Source organism: Enterococcus sp. DIV0236 (assembly GCF_050558525.1).
Taxonomy (GTDB): domain Bacteria; phylum Bacillota; class Bacilli; order Lactobacillales; family Enterococcaceae; genus Enterococcus; species Enterococcus faecalis.
In genome coordinates, this window is record NZ_CP187891.1 from 930,174 (window position 1) to 956,745 (window position 26,572).

The window sequence follows — 26,572 nt, forward strand, 5'->3', positions numbered from 1 at the left end:
TCAATGGGGGAGTTCTTGTTAAATAGTTGGACTTATTTTGCTACGAACGTTTTAACACAGCCAGCATATTTGATTGGTTTCATCGTGTTATTAGGTTATCTCTTGTTACGGAGGCCCTTTTATGAATGTTTAGCAGGTTTTCTGAAAGCGACAGTTGGTTATTTTATTTTGAGTGTTGGTTCTGGTGGTTTGGTTAATAATTTTCGCCCTATTCTAGTAGGCTTGAAAGAGCGATTTAATTTACAGGCAATGGTTACCGATCCATATTTCGGGCAAAATGCAGTCGATGCTGGATTGATGAAAACCTTTGGACGAACCTTTGGTGATGTGATGATTTTGTTATTGATCGCATTTATTATGAATATTTTGTTGGTTCGTTTTCAAAAATATACAAAATTGAGAGCCGTTTTTACAACAGGGAATGTTCAGATTCAACAAGCAGCTACCGCTTTCTGGATTTTACTCTTTTGTTTTCCTAACTTAGGTAGAATCGAAGTACTAATTTTTATGGGCTTAATTCTTGGGTGTTATTGGGCAGTTGCTTCAAATTTAACGGTAGGGATTACGCAGGAATTAACAGAAGGTGCTGGTTTTGCGGTAGCCCATCAACAAATGTTTGGCATATTTATTTTTGCAAAATTAGCAGAATGGTTGAAAAAACGTGATCAAAAGAAACATCGTTCAGAGAAGGCCGATAAAAAATTGGAAGATATTGAATTACCAGGATTTCTATCCATTTTTAATGAAAATATGGTTGCTACGTCCATTTTGATGCTCTTTTTCTTTGGCATTATCTTGCTTGTTTTGGGACAAGATTATTTAATTCAAGCTAAATTTATGCAAGAAGGGCAGAGTTTCTTCTTTTATATCATGACCACTTCATTAAATTTTGCTGTCTATTTAGCTATCTTACAATTAGGCGTTAGAACCTTTGTCGACGAGTTGACGCAGTCATTCCAAGGGATTTCAAATACCATTTTACCAGGCGCTGTTCCTGGGATTGATGTAGCAGCGACTTTCGGGTTTGGCTCGCCCAACGCAGTAACAATTGGGTTTCTCTTTGGCGCATTAGGCCAGTTTTTAATGATTGGCTTACTGATTCTATTAAAGTCTCCGACAATCGTTATTGCGGGTTTTATCCCATTGTTTTTTGATAACGCTGTCATAGCTGTTTATGCAAATAATCGTGGCGGAGTAAAAGCTGCTTGTTTATTCCCCTTCCTTTCAGGTTTAATCCAAGTAGGTGGCTCAGCTTTATTTGCTACATGGATTGGATTATCTCAATATGGCGGTTATTTGGGTATGTTCGATTGGGCAACAGCTTGGCCGTTATTTACAATCATTATGAAAGTTCTAGGCTATGTTGGCGTAGCAGTGGTGGTGATTGGGTTACTAATAATTCCGCAACTTCAGTATCGGAGAAATCCAGAAGGTTACTTTATGATTGTCAATGATTATGAACAATATGCTAAAAAATTTCAAGAGAATTAAAGGAGGAATTTAAAATGAGAATACTTGTTTCCTGTGCCAATGGTTCTGGCACGAGTCTAATGATGATGCGGAGTGTTGAAAAAGCAATGAAAGAACTAGGTGTACCGATTACAAAAATTCATCATTGCGCCATTTCAGAAGGAAAAAGCTCTGCTAGCCAATACGACGTTGTTTTTACTCCAGTCAATTTTTTACAAATGTTTCAGCAAGCAGAAAAACGTGGAGTCACAGTGATTGGCATTAAAAATGTAATGTCTGCAAAAGAAATTCAAGAAAAATATATGGCTTCAGATCGTTATCAAAAATCTGAATAAAAGGATGGGAAAGATGAAAAGACCAAACTTACAAATCGCTTTAGATCATAATAGCTTAGAAGACGCTTTAGCAGATTGTATGAAAGTCGGAGAAATTGTCGATATTATCGAAGTTGGCACTATTTTGTGTTTACAAGAAGGCCAAAAAGCAATTCGTTGTTTAAAACGCATGTTTCCTAATAAAACGATTGTTGCTGATACAAAATGTGCTGATGCGGGCGGTACAGTTGCTCGTAATGTCGCACAAGCAGGCGCTGATTTCATGACGGTCATTTGTTGCGCCACCTTACCAACGATGGCTGCAGCTCAAAAAGAAGTCCGAGAATTACAAGTAGAACTATATGGAAATTGGACAATGCAACAAGCTCGACAATGGCGAGAATTAGGGATTAATCAGGTGATTTATCATCAAAGTAGAGATGCTCTTTTAGCTGGCGGCAGCTGGGGAGAAAAAGATTTGAATAAAGTTCAAGAACTAATTGACTTAGGCTTTGAAGTGTCCGTCACAGGTGGTTTAACTGTCGAAACGCTTGAATTGTTTCAAACAATGGCAGTTGCAACATTTATTGCGGGCCGTGGGATTACTGAATCAAAAAATCCTGAACAAGCAGCCAAAGATTTTCAAAAAAAAATCGATCAGATTTGGAAGTGATAAAATGGCACGAATTGGACTGTATGAAAAAGCACTCCCGCAAAATTTAACTTGGGCAGAACGATTAACATGGGCCAAAAAGTTAGGGTTTGATTTTTTAGAAATGTCAATTGATGAATCCGATGAACGTTTAGCACGATTGGCTTGGACACCAAGCCAGTTACAAGAACTTTCTCAATTAATGGTGAAAGAAGATTTTTTTATCCATTCTTTGTGTTTAAGTGGTCATCGGCGGTTCCCTTTAGGCTCTTTAAATAAAGAAACACGTGAAAAAGGACGGAAAATTTTATCTCAAGCGATTCGTTTGGCTCATCAATTAAACATACGGGTAATTCAAATAGCTGGCTATGACGTCTTTTACGAAGAAAAAACTGCCGAAACAAGGGAATTTTTTCTTCAAGGTCTGAAAAAGGGCGTTGAGGAAGCTGCACAATACGGTGTCATTCTGGCTGTTGAGATTATGGATGACCCTTTTATGAATAGCATACAAAAATTTCTAGAAATTAAGGAACAAATTCCGTCTCCTTTTTTGCATGTCTATCCTGATTTAGGTAATTTGTCTGCTTGGCCGGAAAATAATCCGGCGGTTGAGCTTGAAAAGGGAATTGCTGAAATCGCTGCTATTCACTTAAAAGATACCTTCGCTGTAACAGACACATTTGAAGGGAAGTTTCGGGAAGTTACTTTTGGAGAAGGCTGTGTTGATTTTACAGGCTTATTGAAAACACTCAAGCGTTTAAACTATAGTGGTCCTTTTTTAATTGAAATGTGGAATGAAACGGATTTGAATTTTCAAGAAAAAATTCAAGCCGCGCAGCAGTATCTCTATCCCAAATTAGCAGAGGTGGGTTATTATGAACAATAAAGCGATCATCCAAGCAATGAAACAACGTGTTTATGAAGCGAATCTGGCTTTGCCAAAACTGGGCTTAGTCAAATTAACGTGGGGCAATGTTAGTGAAATCAATCGGTCATTAGGGATTATCGTAATTAAACCAAGCGGCGTCAAGTATCAAGAAATGTCCAAGGAACAGATGGTAGTGACTGATTTAAACGGACAACTATTGGAAACCAATGCATTAAAGCCGTCTTCTGATTTACCCACGCATCTTTATCTTTATCAAAAAATGCCAGAAATTGGAGCGATTGCGCACACGCACTCCCTGAATAGTGTTACGTGGGCTCAAGCAGGGCGAGCCTTACCTCCTTACGGTACCACCCATGCGGATGCTTTTTATGGCGCTGTACCTTGCACAAGAGCGCTCTCTGAAAGTGAAATTAAAGAAAACTATGAAGAAGAGACTGGCAAAGTCATTGTTGAAACATTTCATGAACAAGAACTAGATCCTTTAGCAGTTCCAGGAGTGCTAGTTTATGGACATGGCCCATTTACTTGGGGAATGACTCCGGAAAAAGCAGTTGAAAACAGCTTGATTTTAGATGAAATCTGTTCAATGGCACGTTTGACGGAAATAATTAATCCAGCTGTTGAACCAATTGATCATTTTTTATTGGATAAACACTATCTTAGAAAACATGGGATTTCCGCTTATTATGGTCAGTGATGGCTGTGATGAAACGTGTGAAAAAGAAGGATAATTGACTGATTAATTGGTCTTTTATAAAAACTTAGTTGTCTGTTATGGGACAACTAAGTTTTTATTTTTTTAAGAAAGCGTTCTCTTTTTTTGGGGAGAATAGAACAAAACGTTAATTTTCGTTTGTTAAGTTATGAAGAATTTGCGAATTCCAAGACTTTTTCCGCAGAATTAGGTACAATAAGTTACGTGTTAAAGAATTAGAAATGGAGGCAACCCAATCATGATAGGGACTGCTGTAAAAGAATTATTATTAGAAAAACAAGAAACGTTTTTAGTACCCGCCGAAAATGTCGCCAATGTAATGTGTTTAAATCCGTTAAGTCACGCGGCATTAGTCTTATCGCAAGTTCGCTATTCCAAGATTCCTGTGTTAGATAAGGGAGATCGCTTTGTTGGCTTAATCGGCTTGACAGACGTTGTAGATAAAATGTTTGATTTGACTTCAGTGGATTTTGAAAAATTGAATGAATTTACTGTGGCCGATGTAATGGAAGTCAATGTTCCTGTAATTGGTGAATCGTGGGATTTAGAAGAAGTGTTACATTTATTAGTAGATGCTTCTTTTTTACCAGTGGTTGATGATAATCAACGCTTTAAAGGTATCATTACACGCAAAGAAATTTTAAAAGCGGTCAATCATATGGCGCATGAATTAGAAAAACATCATCTTGTTCTGCCTAAATCAGAAGAAGAAATGAAAGTAATTTAAATAAAACGCAAGAAACTCTTTACTTTTTTCTCATAAATGCGTTATTCTGTATGATAACACGAAGTAAAGGAGTGCTGTGATTGGACGCATATGAGATTATTCAGTATATTGGCGATGCCAAAAAGCAAACGCCTGTTAAAGTAACACTGAAAGGGCAATTAAAAGAAGTCACGTTTCCGGAAACAATTAAGGTCTTTAATAATTGTAAAACTGGGACATTGTTTGGCGATTGGGCTGACGTAAAACCTTTTTTAGAAGCAAACAAAGAAAAAATTGAGGATTATGTTGTAGAAAACGATGCACGTAACTCAGCAATTCCTTTTCTTGATCTGAAAGACATTAATGCTCGAATTGAACCAGGTGCTTTGATTCGCGAAAAAGTTGAAATTGGCGATCAAGCGGTGATTATGATGGGGGCTATTCTAAATATTGGCGCCGTCGTTGGTGCAGGGACTATGATTGATATGGGCGCTGTTTTAGGCGGCCGTGCAACTGTAGGAAAACATTGTCATATTGGCGCGGGAACGGTTTTAGCTGGTGTCATTGAACCCCCAAGTGCCGCACCTGTGGTTATTGAAAACGAGGTTGTCATTGGAGCGAATGCGGTCGTACTAGAAGGGGTTCGTGTTGGTGAAGGTGCCGTTGTGGCTGCTGGGGCAGTAGTTGTGGAAGACGTTCCAGCGCATACCGTTGTCGCAGGCGTGCCAGCAAAAGTAATTAAACAAATTGATGATAAAACCAAGAGTAAAACAGAGATTTTAGAAGAATTACGTAAACTCTAAAAATAAATTAGTCAGTCGCGATGAAGAAACTTCTTCATGGCGGCTTTCGATTACCCCAAAAATGAAGGAGTGGCTTTTGTGGAGCAAGAAGAATTAATTGCGATTAGACGGCAACTACATCAAATACCTGAAATCGGTCTAGAAGAAAAGGAAACACAAGCCTTTTTACTTAATGAAATTGATAAAATGAAGCAACCTTATCTGCAAGTTCGAACATGGCAAACGGGGATTTTAGTCTTCATAGAAGGCAAAAATCCTCAGAAAACCATCGGCTGGCGTGCTGATATTGATGGTTTGCCTATTCAAGAGGAAGTGGTTTCTGCTTTTCAATCAAAACGACCAGGGTTTATGCATGCCTGTGGGCACGATTTTCACATGACAATCGGTTTAGGGGTTTTGAAAGAATTAAGTCAACAGCAACCAGACAATAACTTTTTATTTTTATTTCAACCTGCTGAAGAAAATGAAGCAGGGGGGATGTTGATGTATGAAGACCATGCGTTTGGTGAGTGGTTACCTGATGAATTTTATGCGCTTCATGTTAATCCTGATTTGCCAGTCGGAACTATTAGTACCAGAGTAGGGACATTGTTTGCTGCCACTTGTGAAGTGAACATTACCTTAAAAGGAAAAGGTGGACATGCGGCTTTTCCGCATCAAGCAAATGATATGGTCTTGGCGGCCACAAATTTAATTCAGCAAGCGCAAACGATCGTTAGTCGAAATGTTGATCCTGTGGTCGGGGCAGTCGTTACTTTTGGGACTTTTCATGCAGGGACTGCCTGCAATGTGATTGCCGAAGAAGCAACTTTATCTGGTACAATTCGCACATTGACAGCAGAAACGAATGAACAAACGCAGCGAAGAATTCGCGAAATTAGTGAAGGTATTGCGCAATCTTTTCAATGTGAAGTAACTGTTCATCTTGATCAAAAAGGGTATTTACCTGTAGTGAATGAGCCAGCATGTACCACGAATTTTATTGAATACATGAGCAAACAAGCAACAGTTCAATTTCAACAAGCACCGGTTGCAATGACAGGTGAAGATTTTGGCTATCTATTGTCTAAAGTCCCAGGCACGATGTTTTGGTTAGGCGTGGCAAGTCCTTATAGCCTTCATTCTGCCAAGTTTGAACCGAACGAAGAGGCGTTATTGTTTGGAGTGGAGGCAGTTAGTGGGTTTTTAAAATCATTGGACAATTAGAAAAACAGCCACCAGATAACTAATAAATATCTGGTGGCTGTTTTTTATTTTGCAATAATGGGCGTATTGGGAATCGTAAAACCGGCCTCTGTTAATGCTTTGATATATTGAGCTAGAAATTCTTCTTTGACCGCAAATTGTTTGCCGTTTAGTACATACATGGTCGTTCGCACCGCAAAGTTGCCATTGCCTAAATCAACCATACCAAAAATATCTGGCCCAGTTTGAATACTTTCGATATACTTTTCTTTTAACGTTTCATTGACTTCTGTAATCACTTCACAAATTTTTTCATAACCTTCTTCAGGATTGATGCGGACATCAATTAACACTTGCATATTGGCACGAGACAGGTTACTGATTGTGGTGATGTTTCGGTTTGGAATAAAATGAACAGTTCCATCAACCGCTTTAATTTGAGTGGTTCGTAATCCGACAGAAGTAACTGTTCCTTCAATATTTAACGCCAATAAGCGAATATAATCGCCTACATCCATTTGTTGTTCTAAAATAATGAAAAATCCGGTAATTAAGTCATTCATGAATCCTTGAGCCCCTAAACCAATGGCAACACCGGCAATTCCCGCTCCGGCTAATAATGAGCCAACAGGCACACCGACAATGGTCAAAAGAGAATAGATGAAGAAAAAGAACAGCGTATATTGAAATGCATTAATAATTAAAGTGTGTAACGTTTTTAAACGGCTTTCACTAAAATGTTGCTTTTTACTATAATTTGCATAGGTGCGATCAATTAAATATTTCCCGATTCGCTGAATAATAAAAAATAGAAAAATTAAAAATAAAATTGATAAACTTTTTTCAATTAAGGTAGCGACAATGGCATCCCAATTAATATTGTTCCAAAAGCGTTGTAGCGCGCTCACTTTTTTTACGGTCGCTTCTGCTAAATCAGGAGCAGAAGAATCGACTGTTTCAGTACTGGCTAAACCAAGTATCAACATAAAAATCCAACTTTCTCTAAAATTTCTTCTTTTAGTATACTAAATCTCTCGGCGAAAGGGGAAGAAAATAGAAAGTTTTTTTAAAGACTTAACATGTTTTTTTAGGAATGTTATAATTTTGTAAATAAATAATATATTTTATAATTTTGTTAAAGGTTGTGAGTGCTGCGTGAAAGTTTCAATTGAATGGGCAAAAAATGATTTACTTTCTAAATTACCTGTAACAATTTTTATTGATGAACGATGTGCCACTCGCTTGACGGCTGACAAGCGACGAACATTCATCTTCCATAATCCAGTCGCTTTACGATTAGGGAGTCGTTTTTTTAGTAGTCAGATAATCGAAATTGCGGAATCATGTACATTGAAAGTTTCCTTTAATTGGTCCTGTGTTTATCTCTTTTGTATCTGGTTACTTGCAGTTAAACTGTGGATTGGAAGCGTTAGCGGTCGAACAATTGTAGTTGTGGCACTAATCGGAGTGCTGACTTATTGGCGTCGTTATTTATTAAAAATAAAGAAAATGACCTGACAAGTCGTGATTGTTTCGTGAAAGAAGAATGCGTAGTATACTAAAAGTAATGAAAATGAAGGGACTGAAGAAACACATGACTTTGGATAAAACAAAAAAATTAGCAAATGGCAATGAAATGCCACGCTTAGGTTTAGGCGTTTGGCGTGTAGAAGATGGCTTAGAAGCAACAAATTCAGTAAAATGGGCTTTAGAAGCGGGTTATCGCTTGATTGATACGGCAGCCGTTTATAAAAACGAAGTAGGGGTGGGCGAAGGCATTCGTCAATCGGGTATTCCCCGCGAAGAAATTTTCGTGACGACGAAATTATGGAATGAAGATCAAGGCTATGAAAATGCGATTAAAGCGTTTGATAAAAGCTTAGAAAAATTAGGGTTAGACTATGTTGATTTATATTTAATTCACTGGCCTGTTGCTGGTAAATATAAAGAATCATGGAAAGCATTAGAAGAAATTTACGCAAGTGGTCGTGCCAAAGCAATTGGCGTTTCCAATTTTCATCAACATCATTTGGAAGATTTATTAACAGAAGCCAATGTTGTGCCAATGGTGGATCAAATTGAATTACATCCTACGTTAACACAAGAACCGCTACGAAAATATTTAGCCGAAAATAAGATTGCCGTGGAGGCTTGGTCTCCTCTAGGACAAGGTAATTTATTATCTGAACCAGTACTAGTGAAAATTGGTGAAAAATATGGTAAATCAGCGGCCCAAGTGATTATTCGTTGGCACTTACAAAATGATATTATCGTGATTCCTAAATCTGTTCACGAAAAAAGAATTCAGGAAAATTTTGCTGTCTTTGATTTTGAATTAACACCAGAAGAAATAACCGCAATTAATCAGTTAAATAAGGATCATCGTTTTGGTGCAGATCCAGATAATTTTGATTTTTAAGTATGATAACAAGTAAAAACGGAGGGGCAAAAGACGTCCCTCCGTTTTTACTATAATTTTTGAACAAAGTAGTTAAAGAGTGCTTGGGATTTGGCATCACGTGCGTACATTAGTTCAGGATGCCATTGAACAGCTAATAAAGGCTGCTGTTCATTTGTTGATTCCACTGCTTCTGCAAGGCCATCAGAGGACCAAGCAGTAACGCGTAAATCTTTTCCTAAAGTATGTAGTGCTTGGTGATGGTACGAGTTGACTTGACCAGTTGTACCATATATGTTTGATAATTGACTGTCTGGTTCAACATCAATACGATGCGTCGCAAAGATTGGTTGAGTGGGTTGTTGTCCGTGCTTAACTGACCATTGAGGATACATCGATAAATCTTGATATAATGTGCCACCTAAAGCAACATTGACTAATTGCATTCCACGGCAAACCGCAAAAATAGGTTTGTTTTGTTTTAAGGCTTCTTCAATTAGGGCTAATTCAAACTCGTCACGATCACGATTCGTTTCTTCTAATTTTATATGGGGTTCTTGTCCGTAAAATTCAGGGGCAACATCTTGACCGCCTGCTAAAAGTAGTTTATCAATTTGTTGTATATACGTAGCGGCTAATTCTTTGGGGCCAATTGGCAAAACGAGAGGAACGCCACCTGCGGCTTGAACAGCGCTCACAAAACCTTGTGGGGTGTAAGTCACTTGGTTACCGTGAAACACTTCAGCCGCCTGCAAAAGTTGATTGCCAGCGATTCCAATAATTTTTTTTGTCATAATAACATCACATCCTCAATAAATTCATACGTTCTATTGTAGCACTTTTTTGAAAAAAGTGTTTGAGAAGAAGTCGAGACAAGTTTTGTCTCGGACAGCTCTCAAACACAAAAAACTCAGTAAGTGAACAAGTGAAACTTTTTAACGTTCACGAATGACTTCGATTTTATAACCATCTGGGTCGACAACAAAGTAATAAGATGGTGCAGTTCCAGGTAAGCCTTTTAAGTCAGTAACAGTTAAGCCAGCCGCTTGATGTTTTTCGTGTAATCCTTCTAAATCATCTGTACTGATGGCGATATGACCATAACCGTTTCCTAAATCGTATGCTTCATGATCATAATTATAAGTTAGTTCTAGTTCGTAGTCGTCTCCTGGTAAAGTTAAATAAACCAAAGTAAATTTATTTTCTGGAAAATCACGACGGCGACTTTCTTCAAAATTGAAGGCTTTTTGATAGAAATCTAATGATGCCTCTAAATCTTTTACACGCACACATGTATGAGCCATTTTCATAGTTAAAAACTCCCTTTCAAACTTAATTATATTTCCAACGTTAATAGTAGCATAGATAAACGTGAAATGTAGAGAAAAACGCTTGGTTTCTGACTTGTTCTAAAGGAATTTCTCAGGTAAAATAGATGAAAAGAGAAGAGGTGCGCCAATGAAAACGCCAACGTTTGGAAAAAGAGAAGAGACATTGACCTATCAAACAAGATATGCTGCATACATTATTGTTTCAAAGCCAGAAAATAACACAATGGTTCTGGTACAAGCGCCAAATGGAGCTTATTTTTTACCAGGAGGCGAAATTGAAGGCACCGAAACGAAAGAAGAAGCGATCCACCGAGAAGTGCTAGAAGAATTAGGAATTAGTGTAGAAATTGGCTGTTATTTAGGGGAAGCTGATGAATATTTTTATTCGAACCATCGCCAAACTGCCTATTATAATCCTGGCTATTTTTATGTAGCGAATACTTGGCGGCAACTTAGCGAACCCTTAGAAAGGACCAATACTTTACACTGGGTTGCACCAGAAGAAGCAGTCCGTTTATTAAAAAGAGGAAGCCACCGCTGGGCCGTTGAAAAATGGCTAGCGGCAGCATCATAAAATAACGAATAACCCTCAATCTATGTTGATTAGATTGAGGGTTATTGTTATTGAAAAGAATGTTTAAATTAAAACCATTTTTTCAATAATTTGAGCGACACCATCTTCGTCATTACTAGTGGTATGCACATCGGCAATTGTTTTAACATTTTCTGTCGCATTGCCCATCGCAACACCAATCCCAGCGTAATCAATCATGGATAAGTCATTTTCATTGTCACCAATGGCCATCACTTCGTCTTTATTTAAGCCTAAATGGTCTGCCAATTTTGCTAGAGCATTGCCTTTGCTAGCATTTTTATTCATGATTTCATAGTAAAAAGGTGTACTTTTAACAGTCGTATATTTTTCGGTAAAATGTAATGGTAATTTTGCAATGGCAGGATCTAAAACTTCCGGCTCATCAATCATCATCATTTTAATAATGTTCATCTCTGGTGTCATTTCATCCACCGTACGATATTTCAAAGGCATGTTCACTAAAGATGCTTCGTGAATCGTATATTTACCAATATTGCGATTGGCAGTGTAAATAGCGGAATCATCAATTGTGTGCAAGTGAGCGCCGACTTTACGAGAATACATTTCAATTTCTAAAAAATCCTCATAACTTAAGGTATAGCGTGAAATAATCGCATTATCTTTGGTTGCTTGGACAAGCGAACCGTTGTAGGTAATCACGAAATCATTTTCACCATATAAGGCTAATTCATCCAATTGTTCTTTCACGCCTGGCAAAGGACGGCCTGTACATAAAACAATACGAACGCCTTGCTCATTTGCTTTTTGGAGCGCTTCTTTGACCCGTGGGGTAATCTTGTGTTGTGAATTTAGCAATGTTCCGTCGATATCAATAGCAACTAACTTAATTGACATAGAATCCTCCTAGAAAACCTATTTTTTTAAAACTAACGCACCATTATGAATGTAACTTGAAAACTCACGATACGTCTCATCAAATAAATCGTAATGTTTTTTATTTCCTTGGTCAAGCATTTCTTTAGGGAAATAGAAACGTTCATCTCCTTGACTTTGACCAGCAAGTGCTGCAACTAGGGGACTGACCGTTGCCAATTCCACTAATGAGCCATCTTTTTGCATCAATTCAATTTGTGTACGATGACGGTCTTTATTTGGACGATAAAAATCGTAAGGTAAATCATAGCTTGAATTAATGGCAGTATAATATTTAGGGTTGAAACCAACTTTTTCAATCAATTCCCTTAAATAAGCAATCGTTGCTGCGCTCTCTTTTTCGTTCGTAAAGGTGGCTGACTTCAGAGGCTTACGCATAAGGAAACGTTTGGCTAAATCACCTAGAATTGAATCAGGCACATCCATCCATTGTGTAAAGTACGTAGAGAGGACGCCATCATCCAATTTTAAATATTCTTGTAAGGTGAAGTCCCCTTTAAAGAATGGTACAAGCAGAGAGGCTTGTAAATCATAGTCAAATTCAGGGTTTTCAAATAATTCTTTCGCTCGATGCAATAAATGATCAAGAATCACTTCCATCCCACGAGAAACAGGGTGGAAATAGACTTGGACATACATTTGGTAACGACTAACGATATAGTCTTCCACCGCATGCATCCCATTCATAGCAAAGGCAATGCCTCCTTTGTAGGGTCGAATCACACGTAAAATTCTAGTTAAATCGAAAGTTCCGTATTCCGTCCCTGTAAAGTATGCATCACGTAACAGATAGTCCATGCGATCGGCATCAATTTGACTAGAAATCATTTGCACCACTTGAGGATTTGGGTATTGTTTAGTAATAACGCTGGCGACTTTTTCAGGAAAATCTGCCGAAACACGATTTAAAATTTGATAGACTTCCGTTTCTGGTGAGGTGATGATTTGGACCGTGATTGCTTCATGGTTTGTATCAAAAATATGCTCGAATGTATGTGAATAAGGACCATGACCGACATCATGTAATAAAGCTGCGCAAAGTGTAATCAAGCGCTCGTCGTCATTCCAGCCGTTTTCACCTAATCGTTCCACAGAGTAGTTACGTTGGAAAATCTCACAAATCCGACGTGTAATTTCGTAAACACCCAAAGAATGGGAAAAACGACTATGTTCGGCACCGTGAAACGTAAAAGAAGAAGTACCTAGTTGCTTAATGCGACGTAATCGTTGCACTTCAGCAGAATTAATAAGGTCTAAAATCACTTGATGTTGGACATGAATATAATTATGGACGGGATCACGGAAAACTTTTTCGATTGGTAATCGTTGCTCTTTATACGGAATCGTCATACGATCTCTCCTTTAATTAAGGCGTTTCGTTGCGCCATTTTTTCCAGCTGGACAGTTAAATTTGTTTGGAACCATTCTGAGGTTATAATTGGTTCGGTTAAGTTTGGATCAATAGATTTTTCAAATTGTTGAGGTAATGCTTCGATTAAACGGGTTTTTACGGCGTCTATTGTTAATGGAGTCTCAATCAGGGTTTCTAAATTTGCCATCACTGCTGGATCAACGGGTGGATAGCCATTTTCACCAAATTGTTCTTGTAAGCCAGCAAGGTAAAAGTCTCGCACCACTTCTCCACGAGCAAGTTGATTGCCGTTAACGCTGATGTAAATCATGACAGCAATACCGTCTTTGACGCGTCGTTGGGCAATCCCAGCAAACTTTTGACCGCCAATACTTAAATCATAAGTACCGGGACAATAGGATGTAGTAATTTCAAAGGCGTCAATCTCTTTCTCCGGAAAACTCTGACGGAGCCAAGCCCACATTAATTCATAAGCCGCATCGATACTTAATTTGTGTTCAGAATTATTTGGTAAAATAAGTGAAACATTTAAAATACCCGAATCGGCAATCACCCCTAAACCGCCGGCATTGCGAACGACTACAGAATAATCGTTTTCTTGCAGAGAAGTGATGCCTTCTTTTAGATGTGGTACACGGGTATCTTTCATGCCAAGAATCATTGCTTGATCCAATTGCCAGAAATGAATGATTGGTTGGTGCTGCATTCCTGAAAAAGTAGTTAAAACATCGGTCAAGGCAAAAGGTAAAAAATAGTCACTGTTTGTTAAACAACCTGAATCAAGGAGCATAAATGATTCGGTGTGAAGGGGAAAAGTTGTGCTCATAAAAAACGTCCTGTCTATTTATAATTACGTCATTTAATACGTTTATTTTCTTACTCTCTCTTATATTATATACAAAAAACGCAAAAAAGCATGTTATATAAACGAATTCTGAAGGAATTCTCTAAAATAGTAAACGGTTTTCTTATTAAATAGATGAAACAAATGCTTGCAACCCGTGAAAAGAGCTTATACAATAAGAAAAGGTACATAAACAAGGAAAAATTGACTTTAGTTGACAAATATATTGAAAAAGTCAACAATAAGAAAGTTATATTTTGGAAAAGGAGTGACCATTATGGATTTATCAACAGGCGTTCCTGTATCGATTCAACTAAAAACGATTGTCCAACAAGGCAACGAACAAAAAGATTTTTTCTTTGACTTAGAAGGTCAATTAGTAAAAATGGGTGATACATTATACATTCGTTACAAAGAAGAATTATTAGAGGATACAGAACCAACCCCCGTAACCATTAAAATTGAACCAGACGGGCATGTTCAGCTGATTCGTGCCGGCGAATTACGGATGCGTTTAAGATTTGGCTATCAGGAAAAATTAGATACAAGTTATCGAACCCCCTATGGCTTGCTACAGATTAGTACGTTTACACATAATTTGCGTGTTAGTTTAAAAGATCAACCAATGTCTGGTAAGATTTTAGTTGATTATGATTTATACTCTCAAACAGAGCGAATCGGAGAATATCATTTAGAATTAGAATTTACTGCATAAATATTGCAGAATAGAATTGATTTTTTTTCAATGTTTTTGTATGATAAGGAGTAGACTGTGAAAGGACGTGTACCTCTTGGAAATTAATGTATTTGAAGGGTTAAACAAAAAAGAATTATCCATGATTGAAGTAGCACACGCTATTTTAGAACAACATGCAGATGTAATGGATTTTTCTGATTTAGTTAACCAAATCCAAAATTATCTTGGCAAGTCTGATAGTGAAATTCGTGACCAATTAGCACAATTTTATACAGATTTAAACATCGACGGTAGCTTTATCTCATTGGGAGACAATCGTTGGGGCTTACGTTCATGGTATCCAATCGATTCAATCGATGAAGAAGTTACACATGGCTTGGAAGAAGACGAAGAAGATGCACCACGTCGTAGAAAACGTAAAAAAGTAAATGCCTTCATCACTAATCCAAACGATGAAGATGTAATTGACTATAACGATGACGATCCAGAAGATGCTGAATTAACAAATGATGATGAAGAAGACATCTTGTACGATGATGAAGAAGATGAAGATGAAGAAATCAAAGCATACAACTCTGACTTACAAGAGATTGGTGCAGATTCAGACGATGATGAAGAAGACATTCCGCAAATCGAAGAAGATTTAACGATCATTGATGACGATGATGTTGAAGATGAAGACGATTTTGATGACGAATATTCTGAAGAGTAAGAAACCAAAAAGCTTGATTCCTAAGAAGGAGTCAAGCTTTTTAGTTGAATGCTTAAGAAAAATGAGAAAATAGAAAAAATTATTTTCTTGAATAGAAGTACTTGACCTGATGTCCGTTTGCTTGTATTATACTACTTGGGCACCTTTAAGAAGGTCAGAAGTTTGAACGAACTTACAAGCTCCCTATTCGTAATGGATAGGGAGCTTTTCTATTTTTGTTTCTTTTTTATTTGGAGAAACGTAAGAGTCTCAAAGTTGTTTTACTTCTCTCTACAAAATATTATCAAAGAAAGGGTTTTTAACTATTATGACAAAATACATCTTTGTTACAGGTGGCGTGGTTTCTTCTATTGGAAAAGGGATTGTCGCAGCATCTTTAGGACGATTATTAAAAAATCGTGGATTAAAAGTTACGATTCAAAAATTCGATCCATATATTAATGTGGATCCGGGGACAATGAGTCCTTACCAACATGGAGAGGTTTTTGTCACAGATGATGGTGCCGAAACAGATTTGGACTTAGGTCACTATGAACGTTTTATTGATATTAACTTAAATAAATACTCAAACGTAACCACTGGGAAAATTTATTCAGAAGTCTTACGTAAAGAACGTAAAGGGGAATACTTAGGTGCAACAGTGCAAGTTATTCCACACATTACCAATGAAATCAAAGAAAAAATCATGCGTGCAGCGAAAATGACGGATGCCGATGTGATTATCACAGAAGTAGGTGGTACTGTCGGCGACATCGAATCATTACCTTTCCTAGAAGCATTGCGTCAAATGAAAGCTGATATGGGTAGTGACAACGTAATGTACATCCATACAACCTTGATTCCTTACTTAAAAGCGGCTGGTGAAATGAAAACTAAACCAACACAACATAGTGTCAAAGAATTAAGAAGTTTAGGGATTCAACCAAATATTTTAGTGGTCCGTACAGAATTACCTGTTTCTCAAAACACTAAAAACAAATTAGCACAATTCTGTGATGTTAATCCGGAAGCGGTAATTGAATCTCGTGATGTTGAAACATTGTACTCCATTCCATTAGCACTTCAAGCACAAAACATGGATCAAATTGTTTGTGATCATTTAAAATTGGATGCACCGGCTGCAGACATGACTGAGTGGCGTGCATTAGAAGAAAAAGTTCTTAACTTGAAAAAGAAAACAAAAATTGCGCTGGTTGGTAAATATGTTGAATTACCAGATGCCTATATTTCTGTTGTAGAAGCATTAAAACATGCTGGGTTTGATTTTGATTCAGATATCGAAATTGATTGGGTTGATTCACAAGAATTAACTGCTGAAAATGTCGCTGAAAGAATTGGTTCAGCAGATGGTATTTTGGTTCCTGGTGGTTTTGGTGATCGTGGAATTGAAGGAAAAGTTGAAGCGATTCGTTTTGCTCGCGAAAATGACGTACCATTCCTTGGTATTTGTTTAGGTATGCAAATGGCCTGTGTAGAATTTGGTCGTAACGTTGTGGGCTTAGAAGATGCTGGTTCTGCAGAAACTAATCCTGACGTGACAAATAACATTATTGATTTAATGGCAGATCAAGAAAACATCGAGAATTTAGGTGGCACACTACGTTTAGGTTTATATCCATGTAAATTGAAAAAAGGAACGAAAACTGCGGCAGCATACGGAAATGAAGATGTTGTCCAAGAACGTCACCGTCATCGTTATGAATTTAACAACAAATATCGTCAATTATTTGAAGAAAATGGCTTAGTTTTCTCTGGAGTTTCACCAGATAATCGTTTAGTTGAGATTGTTGAAATTCCTGAAAAACAATTCTTTGTGGCTTGTCAATTCCACCCAGAATTAATTTCTCGTCCAAATCGCCCACAACGCTTAATCAAAGGATTTGTTGGTGCAGCTTTGGCAAATAAAGAAAGTAAATAAGCAAAAATGGACGAAGTGATTCAGTTCACTTCGTCCATTTTTAATCTAAAAAAGTACAGGGCTCATGGTGAGCCCCGTACTTTTTATGCTGCTTTATTTTCATCTGGTTTAGAACTACTTTCAGGTGGTTGCGGCGGTTCTTGTGAACTAGAACTTGATGGTTCAGGTGGTTGTTCCGATGTTGCCGGTTGCTCTGCTGAGGAAGAGCTTGCCGGTTGTTCGGTTGAGGGTGGCGCTTCAGAGGAAGAAGGCGCACTTTCTGAACTAGAACTTGATGAACTTTCCGCTTCTTTTGTGGAAGAGGATTCCACCGTACTGCTAGATTCCGGCTGTGGTGCTGAAGAGGTAGTACTTGGTAAAACTTGTACATTTGGTACCTCATAGGCATCTTTCACGTATAATTCATTACCTACCCGCACAACACTGTCTGGCTGCACCCAGTCATCGTTTGAAACATTTTGAGACAAGTAACTCATTATTTCACGATAAACATCCGAGGCAATCCCATAGTATTCTTGATAGATTGGTGTATTTCGATCATTGTATCCAGTCCAAACAGAAACGGCATAGTGTGTTGTATAACCAACAAAGGTACTATCCGGGGCAATTCCTTTTTCTGTTGTGCCCATTCGCGCTAAATCTTCATCAGTATAGTTAGAAGTCCCTGTTTTGGCCGCTTGGATTAAGCCTGGAATGGCGCCGTTAAATCCTGTTCCGCCGTTTAAAACATCTTTTAACATATCCGTCATCATATAGGCGGTAGAGTCTTTCATTGCACGTTTGCCATCAGGTTGATAATCAACGCTAGTTCCATCATTGAAAACGACTTTGTTTACGTAATACGGTTTGTTGTATATCCCGTTATTGGCGAAAGCCGCATAAGCTGCTGCTAACTTCAATGAGGAAATTCCATATTTATCGCCATCTACATCGCTTGTGTTACTTGAAATGGCATTCGAGGCTTCTAAGTTTTTATAGTCAATTCCTAGTCCTTTAATGAAAGGCATGATGTTTTCTTTACCAACTTCATCAAACGTCTGGACCGCGGTTGTGTTACGAGAACCCATAATCGCACGGCGCATAGTAATGACGCCTTGATATGTTAAATCAGAGTTGAAGACATCAATGTCGGTACCAGGATATTTCGTTGGTTTATCCACCATGAGGCGACCTGTCGAATAATTTAAATTCTCAATTGCGGGACCATAATCCATGATTGGTTTCACGGTTGAACCAACATCACGTTGGGTGTTAACAGCTAAATTGTTTCCTAATTGCACATCATCAGGAATGTGACGACCACCAATTTGTGCTCGGACTTGTCCAGAGGCAACATCAATAACGGTTGAAGCCACTTGCATTTTATCATCTGGAAACGCAACGTATTGATCACTGTTGACAATATCGTAAAGTTGTTTTTGGGCATTCATATCTAAGTTTGTGTAGATATCTAGTCCGTCTGTGTAAACATTTTTACCAGTTTTTGCTTTCACTTCATTGATTACTTCTTTGACGTAATTATCTACGACTTTTCGATTGTCATCACTGGCTTTTAATGGCACTAAGCCTTCATCGATTGGGGTAGCTTTGGCTTTTTCGTACTCTGCTTTCGAGATTTTTTTATTGTCGTACATTGTGTAGAGTACAACATCCCGGCGTTCTTTAGCAGTATCTGGTTTTGTATAGGGATCGTATGAGTTTGGCGCTTGTGGCATTCCTGCCAGTAGGGCCGTTTGTGGTAAATCAAGTTCAGATAAATGTTTACCATAATAATTTTCAGCCGCTGTTTCCATTCCATAGAAACCATTCGCCATGTAGACTTTGTTAATGTAGTAAGTTAAAATTTCTTCTTTTGATTTTTCACGTTCTAAACGAACAGCCATCCATGCTTCTTGTGCTTTCCGTTTCAAGGTTTGGTCAGATTCTTTTGTAGAGAAGTAGGACAATTTAATTAATTGTTGGGTTAAGGTACTTCCGCCTTGTAATCCACCATTTTTGACATTTGAAAGAGCAGAACCGATAATCCGAATCGGATCCACACCAATGTGTTTATAGAAACGACGGTCTTCGACAGAAACAATGGCATCTTTTAATAATTGAGGCACATCATTTGGTTGAATTAATTCACGCTTTTCTGCGCCTAAATCCTCAAAAATTTCATTATTAATATCGTAAAGCTTCGATGAAACTGTCGCATTCAGTTTGTCATCTTCTAATTTTGGGGCTTGTCGTGCATAGAACCAAAAAAGACCAACGCCTGCTAAAAAAGCGACCATCCCAGCGATAAGTAAGCCAAGAAAGATTTTTAAAACAAGCCGTTTTTTCTTTTTCGGCGGTTGTGTCTTTTTCTTGTAACTCGACTTCGATGAGGTGTTGGATGCATGTCTAGCAGCTCGCGAGCCTGAATTTGCGGTTGGCATAAATAGCAACTCCTTTGTTATACTTTCAAAACTTTATGAATCTAGTGTGTCTGAATATATTGTTCCACTGCGTCGAGATAAGGGATTCGCGGTGCGATTCCAAAAGATAATTCAATTCCTTCTTTCTCGATGAGTGCAAGCGGCATAGATTTTTTTCCAGTAACTGCTTGGTTTTTCCAATGCGTTATTAGATTTTCACCACTAAAAAAGAAGCAGCGTTTTAAGCTTGAAAACCATAATAGCACAAAACAAATCCCTTGTTGTGCTATACATTGTTCCATATGATCAATTTGATGTTGATGAAAATTTTTAAAGGGAAAGGACGTGGTATTTTTCGTTTCTTTCGCTTCAAAATCTATGTAACGGCCTTGATATACACCGTTATAATCAGTCGTTGAAGCTTGTCTAAAGTAGGCCTCCTTAATAACAGCCGCACTTCGTTTGGGGTAATCTACTTTAACAATTTGAACAGGAGTGGGTTTCTTATGAACGACTGCTTGCTTATTCAATAGATAATATTGATTGCTTTGATTGATCGCTTCTTCGAAATCCATCCCACGATTACCAAATTCAACGGGGCGTTTCTTTTTTACTTGTTTTTTTGGTGATTGTGCTTCATGATGATTATAAGGTATTCCGTTAGGATAATGGAACGTCACGTTTATCACACTCCTAGCCTGTATTATACCAAAAAAAAGACCTGAAAGAAAAGGGATGACTTATGGAAATGATAAAAACCCTCTATGTCACCGGTTATCGCAGCTTTGAATTGGGGATATTTCAAGGAAAAGACCCGAAAATCACAGTTATTAAAAATGTCTTAAAAAAAGAGTTAGCCAGTTATATTGAAGCGGGAGTAGAATGGATTTTGATTTCTGGCAATTTAGGTGTTGAACTTTGGACAGCTGAAGTAGTTGGGGAATTAAAAATGGAATATCCAGAAGTTCAGCTAGGTTTGCTTTATCCATTTAAAGACTTTGGCAATAATTGGAATGAACAAAATCGAGAACTGTTATCGAAAGCGGAAAGTTTGGCTGATTATATCAACTCAGTAAGTCACCAGCCCTATCAATCGCCAGCACAATTAAAAATGCATACAAAATTTCTTTTGGAACATTCTGGAGGCAGCTTACTTATTTATGACAAAGAGTACTCTGGCAAAACGGAGTATTTTTTAAAGGATGCACAACATTTTTCGGAACGAGAACCCTATGATATTCGCTTAATTACAATGGATGATTTACAAAACTCGGTGATTGATTAGAGAATCTGTTTGATTTTCTAGCTATTTTTCGTTACAATAGTATTTGTGGAACTATGAAATTTTCTATCGTAAATAAACAAATGAGGTGTAAACATGGCAAATTTAGTATATAGTCCTAAAGACATTTTACAAAAAGAATTTAAAACGAAAATGATGAACGGGTATGACCCAATTGAAGTAGACGAATTTTTAGACAATGTTATTAAAGACTACGAAGCTTATAATAAAGAATTATTAAGCTTGCAAGAAGAAAACAGCCGCTTAATGGCAAAATTAGACCAATTATCAAAAGCCCAACCAACGCCTCGTGTTGCTCAAGAAGTACCAAAAAGTGCAGCAGTGACCAACTTTGATATTTTAAAACGTTTATCAAACTTAGAGCGTGAAGTTTTTGGTAAAAAGTTAGATGAAACACCTTCAACACCTGTAACGCCTTCCGCACCGTCAATGACTGCAGAACCAGCGAACCATGATGTTGATAATGCACAAACACGTCAATTTTAACAAGACAATTTAAGTCAAGTTTTCACGAGGAACAAAAAGCATTTGTTAGAATAGCGGACACTTGTTGTAGTGTGTAAATTTTTGCTGTTCGTTTAAACAGATTTGTAATTTTCGGGTGATCGCGGTTTGCTTTTGCAAGCTGAGGAAAGTCCATGCTCGCACAAGCTGAGATGCTTGTAGTGTTCGTGCTTAGCGAAATCATAAGCTAAGGTACTCTTTTAGAGTAACGGCAGGAAAAATGACTAAGGTTTCGACTATGTCAAAGTATCCTTGAAAGTGCCACAGTGACGAAGCGATGTGGGAAACTCCATCGGTGGAACGCGGTAAACCCCTCGAGCGAGCAACCCAAACAATGGTAGGGGCGCTCTTCTAAAGGAAATGAACGAGTAGAAGAGGCAGAGTTTACTCTGCAGATAGATGATGACCGTCACCAATTTTTCCTGAAGAATTGGTGATACAGAACATGGCTTATAGAAAATTACAAGTAATTCAGGAAGACCTTCCAACGTAGTTGTGAAGGCTTTTTTTACGAAAAGAATAAAAAAATGTTAAAATAAAGAAACTGAGATAAAAGTAGTAAGCTGTCTGTTCTAAAGAGGCCGGGACAGGACCGTTTAGTTCAGAGAAAGCGGACAATTATAAAAAACAAGCGGAGCAGTAGTCGGCAGGACTGTTAGCTCCAGACAATAAAAAAGAGTCAAGAAGGAGTTTTTATGACGAAAGAAAAAACATTCAAACTTGTTGCAACGGCTGCTAGTGGCTTAGAAGCATTAGTTGGAAAAGAATTGCGTGATTTAGGGATTCCCTGTGAAGTAGAAAATGGCCGGGCCGTCTTTGAAGGCACTGTTGAAACAATTGCTACTGCCAATTTATGGCTACGGACAGCAGATCGGATTAAAATCGTCGTTGGCGAATTTAACGCCTATAGTTTTGATGAATTATTTGAAAAAGTTAAAGCACTTCCTTGGGAAGATTATTTGCCTTTAGATGCAGAATTTCCAGTTGCAGGTAAATCAATTAAGTCAAAATTGTATAGTGTTCCTGATTGCCAAGCCATCACCAAAAAAGCCATTGTTAACCGTTTAAGAGAAGTTTACCATCGTCCAGCGACGGTGCCTTTAACCGAAACAGGAGCTTTGTTTAAATTAGAAGTGGCTCTTCTAAAAGATAAAGTGACGTTGACGTTGGACACGACTGGGCCAAGTTTATTTAAACGAGGCTATCGCATTGAAAAGGGGGGCGCACCTCTTAAGGAAAACATGGCAGCTGCTTTAGTGATGTTGACCAATTGGCGCAAAGATCGTCCTTTTTATGATCCAGTTTGTGGTTCTGGAACGATTTGTATTGAAGCAGCATTAATTGGCCATAACATTGCTCCTGGCTTTAATCGTAGTTTTACTTGTGAAACATGGGATTGGGTTGATCCAGCAATTTTTGAAAAAGTACGTAACGAAGCCGAGGCAAAGGCAGACTACGATGTTGAATTAGATATCTGTGGTTCAGATGTTGATGGGCGAATGATTGAAGTCGCACGAGCGAATGCTGAGGAAGTTGGTTTAGGTGATTCAATTACCTTTAAACAATTGGCCTTAAAAGATTTTACAACCGAGAAGGAATATGGTGTAATGGTAGCTAACCCGCCTTATGGTGAGCGTTTAGGAGAAGAGGAAAGTGTTCGCCGTTTGTATAAAGAAATGGGCCATGTTTTCCGTCCGTTAACTACTTGGAGCAAGTATATACTGACGAGTGATCTTGCTTTTGAAGAATATTATGGTGCCAAAGCTACTAAAAAACGGAAGCTTTACAACGGAGCCTTACGAACAGATTTATTCCAATACTGGGGAACACGCCCACCAAGAAAACCAAGGGAAGACTAAGAAAGCTGGTGTAAAAAAATGAAGGAAGCTGTATTTTTACAAGAAGTGAAAGAAATTCAATTACTAAAAAATGCCTTGACATTATTAGACTGGGATTCATCAACTGGGATGCCAGAAAAAAGTAGTCCTTTTCGAGGAGAAGTAGAAGGGTATTTAACCGGATTATATTTTGAACGAAGTATTGGCCCAGTTATTCAAGAAGCATTGGCCTATTTTGAGACACGCCCTGAAGAATTATCTGAATTAGGGAAACTGGTTTTTGAAAAAGTAAAAGAAGAATATGCTTTGAATAAAAATGTTCCAGCTGAACGTATGCAAGAATATGTTAAAGTATTAAACCAAGCACATACAGATTGGCTAAAAGCACGCGCTGCACAAGATTTCGGCTTGTTAGAAGAAACCTTAACGAAGGTCGTTGCGTTCCAAAAAGAGTTCATTCCTTATTGGCAAAAAGAAGAAAAAACACCGTACGATGTGTTATTAAATCAATTTGAACCAGGGATGACGGTTGAGAAGCTAGACCAAGTATTCGACCAAGTAAAACAAGGGATTCAAGAAATTCGGACCGTTTTAGCGGAAAAAGGTACGCCGCCTAGAACTGACTTTTTATCTAGAAAAATGACCAAAGAACAACAACGCCGTTTTGTGATTGGTGTGGTTGAACAATTAGGCTATGATTTTTCAAAAGGCCGATTAGATGATACAGTTCATCCTTTTATGACAGCTCTAAATCGAAATGATGCGCGGATTACTACGCGCTGGGAAGAAAATAATTTCTCAATGGCAACATTTGGTGTGATTCATGAAGCGGGTCATGGGATGTATGAACAAAATTTTGATCCTAAATTTGACTTTACGCCGCTAAGCGAAGGTGCCTCTATGGGGATTCACGAATCACAATCGCTCTTTAATGAAATTATCATTGGTAGCAACCGGGCTTTTTGGCAAAAACAATACCCGTTTTTCCAAGACTGCGCAGAAGGTACTTTTGATGATATTGCTTTTGAAGATTTCTATGCTTCTTTAAAAGAAACGAAAGCAAGTTTGATTCGGATTGATTCCGATAGTCTCACCTATCCTTTGCATATCATTATTCGTTATGAAATTGAAAAAATGTTATTTAATGGTTCTTTGGAAGTCGCTGATTTGCCAAAAGTGTGGAACGAAAAATACCAAGAGTACTTAGGCGTATCACCTGAAAATGATTTAGAAGGTGTCCTTCAAGATGTTCATTGGTCTGGAGGTAGCTTTGGTTATTTCCCATCTTATGCCTTGGGTTATATGTACGCCGCGCAACTATTTCACGCAATGAAACAAGAATTATCTGTTGATGAAATTTTAGCTTCGGAGGATTATTCTGATATCCGTAAATGGTTAACACAACATATTCATCAGTACGGCGCTTCACGTAAACCAAATCAATTAATTTATGATGCAACGGGAGAAGAATTGAATCCTAGTTATTTAATTGATTATATGAAAGCTATTTATTTTGATGTTTATCAAGTGCAATAAGTGAAACAAGCAAGGGGAAGTGGACAACAACAATGTTATCAATTCGTGAATATTTAGAAGCTGGTGAAACAACAATCTCAAACTTACTATTTGATCATTACCAAAAAATTGGTTTGAAAGATGATGAATTTCTCTTTTTACTGCAACTTTTTCGTTCGCAAAATGCAGGCGATTTATTTCCAGACTTAATGGCGATTGCAGAGACGATGGGTAAAACGCCAGATACGATTTATAAGTTGTTAAATCAATTGGTTTCTCGCGGATTTATTCGAATTGAAACACAACAAAACCAAAAAGGTCAAATGATGGATACGTATGATTTACTGCCTGTTTTTCAAAAGATTCAATTATTTTTACAAACGAGCAAAGAAAAACAAGTTGTCGCAAACCACGAAGATGAAATTAAACAGCTTTACCAAGGCTTTGAAAAAGAATTCGGACGTCCACTTTCACCAATTGAATTAGAAATGATTGGTCAGTGGTTGAACACGGACCATTATTCCCCTGAATTAATCCGGTTAGCGTTGCGAGAAGCTGTTTTAAATCAGGCGTATAGTTTGAAATATATTGATCGTATTTTACTTGCGTGGGAGCGTAAAAATATTACCACCAAAGAACAAGTTGCTGCTGATCAGAAAAAACGAAAAGATTCTATGATTCAAAATGAGATTGAACAACAAGGTCAGACACAAGAATCGTTGCCAAAGGTTACATTACACAATTGGTTAAATCCAGAAGACAGTGAATAAAAAGGAGGTGGGCCATGCTATCAAAAGAGAAAACAATGGAAGCTATTGAAATTATGTATGAGATGTTTCCAAATGCAGAATGTGAATTAAAACATAAGAATCCTTTTGAATTATTAATTGCTGTGATTTTAAGTGCGCAAGCAACAGATGTATCGGTAAATAAAGCGACTCCTGGTTTATTCGCAGCTTTTCCAACACCAGAAGCTTTAGCAGCTGCGCCGGTGGAGGAGATTATTGCTAAAATAAAAACCATTGGCTTATATCGCAATAAAGCAAAAAATATTAAAGCGTGCGCACAACAACTTTTAGAACGTTTCAATGGAGAAGTTCCGCAAACCAGAGATGAACTGGTCAGTTTACCTGGCGTGGGGAGAAAAACAGCCAATGTAGTAATGGGAGATGCTTTTGGTGAACCGGCTTTTGCAGTAGATACACACGTGGAACGAGTGTCCAAGCGCCTTAGAATTTGTAAGCTAAATGCGAATGTTACTGAAGTTGAGCAGACCTTAATGCGTAAAGTTCCAAAAGAACTCTGGGTGAAAACGCACCATACCATGATTTTCTTTGGGCGTTATCACTGCCTAGCAAGAGCGCCTAAATGTGAAGCCTGTCCGCTACTCTATATGTGTCAAGAAGGCAAAGAACGGATGAAAGGGAAATAACATATTTTTTCCTAAAAAAGCGAGCCACAAGTCCAACCGACTTGTGGCTCGCTTTCTTTTTTGATTTTTAAGAAACGCAACAAATG

The 26,572-nt window shown here is 37.9% G+C and carries 28 protein-coding genes and 1 other RNA gene; 21 read left to right on the top strand and 8 right to left on the bottom strand.

Features of this window, described 5'->3' with window-relative positions; translation table 11 throughout:
- The first annotated feature begins 3 nt into the window (after positions 1-3).
- From IGK27_RS04615 to IGK27_RS04650, 8 genes are all read left to right on the top strand, one after another.
- Positions 4-1,491, top strand: a complete 1,488-nt coding sequence (locus IGK27_RS04615; protein ID WP_002381988.1) for a PTS ascorbate transporter subunit IIC — start codon at positions 4-6, stop codon at positions 1,489-1,491.
- A gap of 14 nt (positions 1,492-1,505) precedes the next feature.
- Positions 1,506-1,805 carry a PTS sugar transporter subunit IIB gene (locus IGK27_RS04620; RefSeq protein ID WP_002358018.1) on the top strand — a complete coding sequence of 100 codons (300 nt, stop codon included), beginning with the start codon at positions 1,506-1,508 and terminating at the stop codon, positions 1,803-1,805.
- Between the two features lie 13 nt (positions 1,806-1,818).
- Positions 1,819-2,457 carry a 3-keto-L-gulonate-6-phosphate decarboxylase UlaD gene (locus IGK27_RS04625; RefSeq protein WP_002381985.1) on the top strand — a complete coding sequence of 213 codons (639 nt, stop codon included), beginning with the start codon at positions 1,819-1,821 and terminating at the stop codon, positions 2,455-2,457.
- Positions 2,458-2,461: 4 nt separating this feature from the next.
- Positions 2,462-3,322: an L-ribulose-5-phosphate 3-epimerase gene (locus tag IGK27_RS04630; protein WP_002358016.1), complete on the top strand. Its 861-nt coding sequence runs from the start codon at positions 2,462-2,464 to the stop codon at positions 3,320-3,322.
- Entirely contained in the window at positions 3,312-4,022 is a 711-nt protein-coding gene (locus IGK27_RS04635) for an L-ribulose-5-phosphate 4-epimerase (protein ID WP_002358015.1), read from the top strand. The genes IGK27_RS04630 and IGK27_RS04635 overlap by 11 nt, the downstream gene beginning before the upstream one ends.
- Before the next feature lie 256 nt (positions 4,023-4,278).
- On the top strand, positions 4,279-4,767 hold the full coding sequence (gene cbpB, locus IGK27_RS04640) for a cyclic-di-AMP-binding protein CbpB (protein ID WP_002358013.1): 489 nt from the start codon (positions 4,279-4,281) through the stop codon (positions 4,765-4,767).
- Between the two features lie 80 nt (positions 4,768-4,847).
- Positions 4,848-5,549 carry a 2,3,4,5-tetrahydropyridine-2,6-dicarboxylate N-acetyltransferase gene (dapD, locus tag IGK27_RS04645; RefSeq protein WP_002358012.1) on the top strand — a complete coding sequence of 234 codons (702 nt, stop codon included), beginning with the start codon at positions 4,848-4,850 and terminating at the stop codon, positions 5,547-5,549.
- A gap of 36 nt (positions 5,550-5,585) precedes the next feature.
- Positions 5,586-6,755 (top strand): N-acetyldiaminopimelate deacetylase, encoded by a 1,170-nt coding sequence (locus IGK27_RS04650; protein WP_002386002.1) that lies wholly within the window; start codon positions 5,586-5,588, stop codon positions 6,753-6,755.
- A gap of 44 nt (positions 6,756-6,799) precedes the next feature.
- Here the strand turns inward: IGK27_RS04650 and IGK27_RS04655 are convergent, their stop codons facing one another.
- Positions 6,800-7,720, bottom strand: coding sequence for a mechanosensitive ion channel family protein (locus IGK27_RS04655; protein WP_002382128.1), 921 nt, complete (start codon positions 7,718-7,720; stop codon positions 6,800-6,802).
- Between the two features lie 169 nt (positions 7,721-7,889).
- Between IGK27_RS04655 and IGK27_RS04660 the strand changes: the two genes are divergently transcribed.
- Positions 7,890-8,252, top strand: a complete 363-nt coding sequence (locus IGK27_RS04660; RefSeq protein WP_002358008.1) for a hypothetical protein — start codon at positions 7,890-7,892, stop codon at positions 8,250-8,252.
- A gap of 28 nt (positions 8,253-8,280) precedes the next feature.
- The gene (locus IGK27_RS04665) at positions 8,281-9,153 is read left to right on the top strand and encodes an aldo/keto reductase (RefSeq protein WP_002386000.1); all 873 of its coding nucleotides are present in this window, start codon (positions 8,281-8,283) and stop codon (positions 9,151-9,153) included.
- A gap of 50 nt (positions 9,154-9,203) precedes the next feature.
- On the opposite strand, the gene IGK27_RS04670 is transcribed toward IGK27_RS04665, so the two are convergent.
- Positions 9,204-9,926 carry a gamma-glutamyl-gamma-aminobutyrate hydrolase family protein gene (locus tag IGK27_RS04670; protein WP_002358005.1) on the bottom strand — a complete coding sequence of 241 codons (723 nt, stop codon included), beginning with the start codon at positions 9,924-9,926 and terminating at the stop codon, positions 9,204-9,206.
- A gap of 141 nt (positions 9,927-10,067) precedes the next feature.
- Positions 10,068-10,442: a lactoylglutathione lyase gene (gloA, locus tag IGK27_RS04675; RefSeq protein ID WP_002358003.1), complete on the bottom strand. Its 375-nt coding sequence runs from the start codon at positions 10,440-10,442 to the stop codon at positions 10,068-10,070.
- Positions 10,443-10,590: 148 nt separating this feature from the next.
- On the opposite strand from gloA, the gene IGK27_RS04680 reads away from it, so the two are divergent.
- Positions 10,591-11,037 carry an NUDIX hydrolase gene (locus IGK27_RS04680; RefSeq protein WP_002358001.1) on the top strand — a complete coding sequence of 149 codons (447 nt, stop codon included), beginning with the start codon at positions 10,591-10,593 and terminating at the stop codon, positions 11,035-11,037.
- 63 nt (positions 11,038-11,100) lie between these two features.
- On the opposite strand, the gene yidA is transcribed toward IGK27_RS04680, so the two are convergent.
- From yidA to IGK27_RS04695, 3 genes are read right to left on the bottom strand one after another with little or no spacing between them, the layout of a single operon-like run.
- A complete protein-coding gene (yidA, locus tag IGK27_RS04685; RefSeq protein ID WP_002358000.1) occupies positions 11,101-11,913 on the bottom strand; it encodes a sugar-phosphatase in 813 nt (270 codons plus the stop codon).
- 18 nt (positions 11,914-11,931) lie between these two features.
- Entirely contained in the window at positions 11,932-13,302 is a 1,371-nt protein-coding gene (locus tag IGK27_RS04690) for a dNTPase (RefSeq protein WP_002357999.1), read from the bottom strand.
- Positions 13,299-14,114: a lipoate--protein ligase family protein gene (locus IGK27_RS04695; protein ID WP_002385999.1), complete on the bottom strand. Its 816-nt coding sequence runs from the start codon at positions 14,112-14,114 to the stop codon at positions 13,299-13,301. The genes IGK27_RS04690 and IGK27_RS04695 overlap by 4 nt, the downstream gene beginning before the upstream one ends.
- A 331-nt stretch (positions 14,115-14,445) precedes the next feature.
- On the opposite strand from IGK27_RS04695, the gene IGK27_RS04700 reads away from it, so the two are divergent.
- The 3 genes from IGK27_RS04700 (at position 14,446) to IGK27_RS04710 (ending at position 17,495) form a co-directional block, all read left to right on the top strand.
- Positions 14,446-14,883: a DUF1934 domain-containing protein gene (locus IGK27_RS04700; protein WP_002382132.1), complete on the top strand. Its 438-nt coding sequence runs from the start codon at positions 14,446-14,448 to the stop codon at positions 14,881-14,883.
- A 76-nt stretch (positions 14,884-14,959) separates the two neighbouring features.
- On the top strand, positions 14,960-15,577 hold the full coding sequence (gene rpoE, locus IGK27_RS04705) for a DNA-directed RNA polymerase subunit delta (RefSeq protein ID WP_002357996.1): 618 nt from the start codon (positions 14,960-14,962) through the stop codon (positions 15,575-15,577).
- A gap of 307 nt (positions 15,578-15,884) precedes the next feature.
- A complete protein-coding gene (locus IGK27_RS04710; RefSeq protein WP_033626352.1) occupies positions 15,885-17,495 on the top strand; it encodes a CTP synthase in 1,611 nt (536 codons plus the stop codon).
- An 83-nt stretch (positions 17,496-17,578) separates the two neighbouring features.
- Here IGK27_RS04710 and IGK27_RS04715 read toward each other — a convergent pair whose 3' ends face one another.
- Together IGK27_RS04715 and recU are read right to left on the bottom strand one after the other, a co-directional pair.
- A complete protein-coding gene (locus tag IGK27_RS04715; RefSeq protein ID WP_002360569.1) occupies positions 17,579-19,915 on the bottom strand; it encodes a PBP1A family penicillin-binding protein in 2,337 nt (778 codons plus the stop codon).
- A gap of 41 nt (positions 19,916-19,956) precedes the next feature.
- Positions 19,957-20,574 (bottom strand): Holliday junction resolvase RecU, encoded by a 618-nt coding sequence (gene recU, locus IGK27_RS04720; protein WP_002388848.1) that lies wholly within the window; start codon positions 20,572-20,574, stop codon positions 19,957-19,959.
- A gap of 62 nt (positions 20,575-20,636) precedes the next feature.
- Between recU and IGK27_RS04725 the strand changes: the two genes are divergently transcribed.
- From IGK27_RS04725 to nth, 7 genes are all read left to right on the top strand, one after another.
- Complete coding sequence (locus tag IGK27_RS04725) at positions 20,637-21,179, top strand: DUF1273 domain-containing protein (protein WP_002357991.1); 543 nt, start codon at positions 20,637-20,639, stop codon at positions 21,177-21,179.
- A 93-nt stretch (positions 21,180-21,272) separates the two neighbouring features.
- On the top strand, positions 21,273-21,683 hold the full coding sequence (gpsB, locus tag IGK27_RS04730; protein WP_002357990.1) for a cell division regulator GpsB: 411 nt from the start codon (positions 21,273-21,275) through the stop codon (positions 21,681-21,683).
- Positions 21,684-21,790: 107 nt separating this feature from the next.
- An RNA gene (gene rnpB, locus IGK27_RS04735) (RNase P RNA component class B) lies at positions 21,791-22,159 on the top strand.
- Between the two features lie 237 nt (positions 22,160-22,396).
- Positions 22,397-23,560, top strand: coding sequence for a THUMP domain-containing class I SAM-dependent RNA methyltransferase (locus IGK27_RS04740; RefSeq protein ID WP_002357989.1), 1,164 nt, complete (start codon positions 22,397-22,399; stop codon positions 23,558-23,560).
- An 18-nt stretch (positions 23,561-23,578) separates the two neighbouring features.
- Entirely contained in the window at positions 23,579-25,075 is a 1,497-nt protein-coding gene (locus tag IGK27_RS04745) for a carboxypeptidase M32 (RefSeq protein WP_002357988.1), read from the top strand.
- A gap of 32 nt (positions 25,076-25,107) precedes the next feature.
- Positions 25,108-25,824 (top strand): DnaD domain protein, encoded by a 717-nt coding sequence (locus IGK27_RS04750; RefSeq protein WP_002357986.1) that lies wholly within the window; start codon positions 25,108-25,110, stop codon positions 25,822-25,824.
- A 14-nt stretch (positions 25,825-25,838) separates the two neighbouring features.
- Positions 25,839-26,486 carry an endonuclease III gene (gene nth / locus IGK27_RS04755; protein WP_002357985.1) on the top strand — a complete coding sequence of 216 codons (648 nt, stop codon included), beginning with the start codon at positions 25,839-25,841 and terminating at the stop codon, positions 26,484-26,486.
- Positions 26,487-26,572 lie beyond the last annotated feature (86 nt).

Coding starts and splice junctions, on each gene's coding strand:
- IGK27_RS04665 (WP_002386000.1), top strand. CDS start 8,281: ATGCGTAGTATACTAAAAGTAATGAAAATGAAGGGACTGAAGAAACAC.
- yidA (WP_002358000.1), bottom strand. CDS start 11,913: ATGTCAATTAAGTTAGTTGCTATTGATATCGACGGAACATTGCTAAAT.
- cbpB (WP_002358013.1), top strand. CDS start 4,279: ATGATAGGGACTGCTGTAAAAGAATTATTATTAGAAAAACAAGAAACG.
- IGK27_RS04625 (WP_002381985.1), top strand. CDS start 1,819: ATGAAAAGACCAAACTTACAAATCGCTTTAGATCATAATAGCTTAGAA.
- IGK27_RS04670 (WP_002358005.1), bottom strand. CDS start 9,926: ATGACAAAAAAAATTATTGGAATCGCTGGCAATCAACTTTTGCAGGCG.
- IGK27_RS04740 (WP_002357989.1), top strand. CDS start 22,397: ATGACGAAAGAAAAAACATTCAAACTTGTTGCAACGGCTGCTAGTGGC.
- gpsB (WP_002357990.1), top strand. CDS start 21,273: ATGGCAAATTTAGTATATAGTCCTAAAGACATTTTACAAAAAGAATTT.
- nth (WP_002357985.1), top strand. CDS start 25,839: ATGCTATCAAAAGAGAAAACAATGGAAGCTATTGAAATTATGTATGAG.
- IGK27_RS04635 (WP_002358015.1), top strand. CDS start 3,312: ATGAACAATAAAGCGATCATCCAAGCAATGAAACAACGTGTTTATGAA.
- IGK27_RS04715 (WP_002360569.1), bottom strand. CDS start 19,915: ATGCCAACCGCAAATTCAGGCTCGCGAGCTGCTAGACATGCATCCAAC.
- IGK27_RS04690 (WP_002357999.1), bottom strand. CDS start 13,302: ATGACGATTCCGTATAAAGAGCAACGATTACCAATCGAAAAAGTTTTC.
- IGK27_RS04620 (WP_002358018.1), top strand. CDS start 1,506: ATGAGAATACTTGTTTCCTGTGCCAATGGTTCTGGCACGAGTCTAATG.
- IGK27_RS04630 (WP_002358016.1), top strand. CDS start 2,462: ATGGCACGAATTGGACTGTATGAAAAAGCACTCCCGCAAAATTTAACT.
- IGK27_RS04725 (WP_002357991.1), top strand. CDS start 20,637: ATGGAAATGATAAAAACCCTCTATGTCACCGGTTATCGCAGCTTTGAA.
- IGK27_RS04615 (WP_002381988.1), top strand. CDS start 4: ATGGGGGAGTTCTTGTTAAATAGTTGGACTTATTTTGCTACGAACGTT.
- IGK27_RS04745 (WP_002357988.1), top strand. CDS start 23,579: ATGAAGGAAGCTGTATTTTTACAAGAAGTGAAAGAAATTCAATTACTA.
- IGK27_RS04680 (WP_002358001.1), top strand. CDS start 10,591: ATGAAAACGCCAACGTTTGGAAAAAGAGAAGAGACATTGACCTATCAA.
- IGK27_RS04655 (WP_002382128.1), bottom strand. CDS start 7,720: ATGTTGATACTTGGTTTAGCCAGTACTGAAACAGTCGATTCTTCTGCT.
- IGK27_RS04700 (WP_002382132.1), top strand. CDS start 14,446: ATGGATTTATCAACAGGCGTTCCTGTATCGATTCAACTAAAAACGATT.
- IGK27_RS04750 (WP_002357986.1), top strand. CDS start 25,108: ATGTTATCAATTCGTGAATATTTAGAAGCTGGTGAAACAACAATCTCA.
- IGK27_RS04710 (WP_033626352.1), top strand. CDS start 15,885: ATGACAAAATACATCTTTGTTACAGGTGGCGTGGTTTCTTCTATTGGA.
- IGK27_RS04650 (WP_002386002.1), top strand. CDS start 5,586: ATGGCGGCTTTCGATTACCCCAAAAATGAAGGAGTGGCTTTTGTGGAG.
- gloA (WP_002358003.1), bottom strand. CDS start 10,442: ATGAAAATGGCTCATACATGTGTGCGTGTAAAAGATTTAGAGGCATCA.
- IGK27_RS04695 (WP_002385999.1), bottom strand. CDS start 14,114: ATGCTCCTTGATTCAGGTTGTTTAACAAACAGTGACTATTTTTTACCT.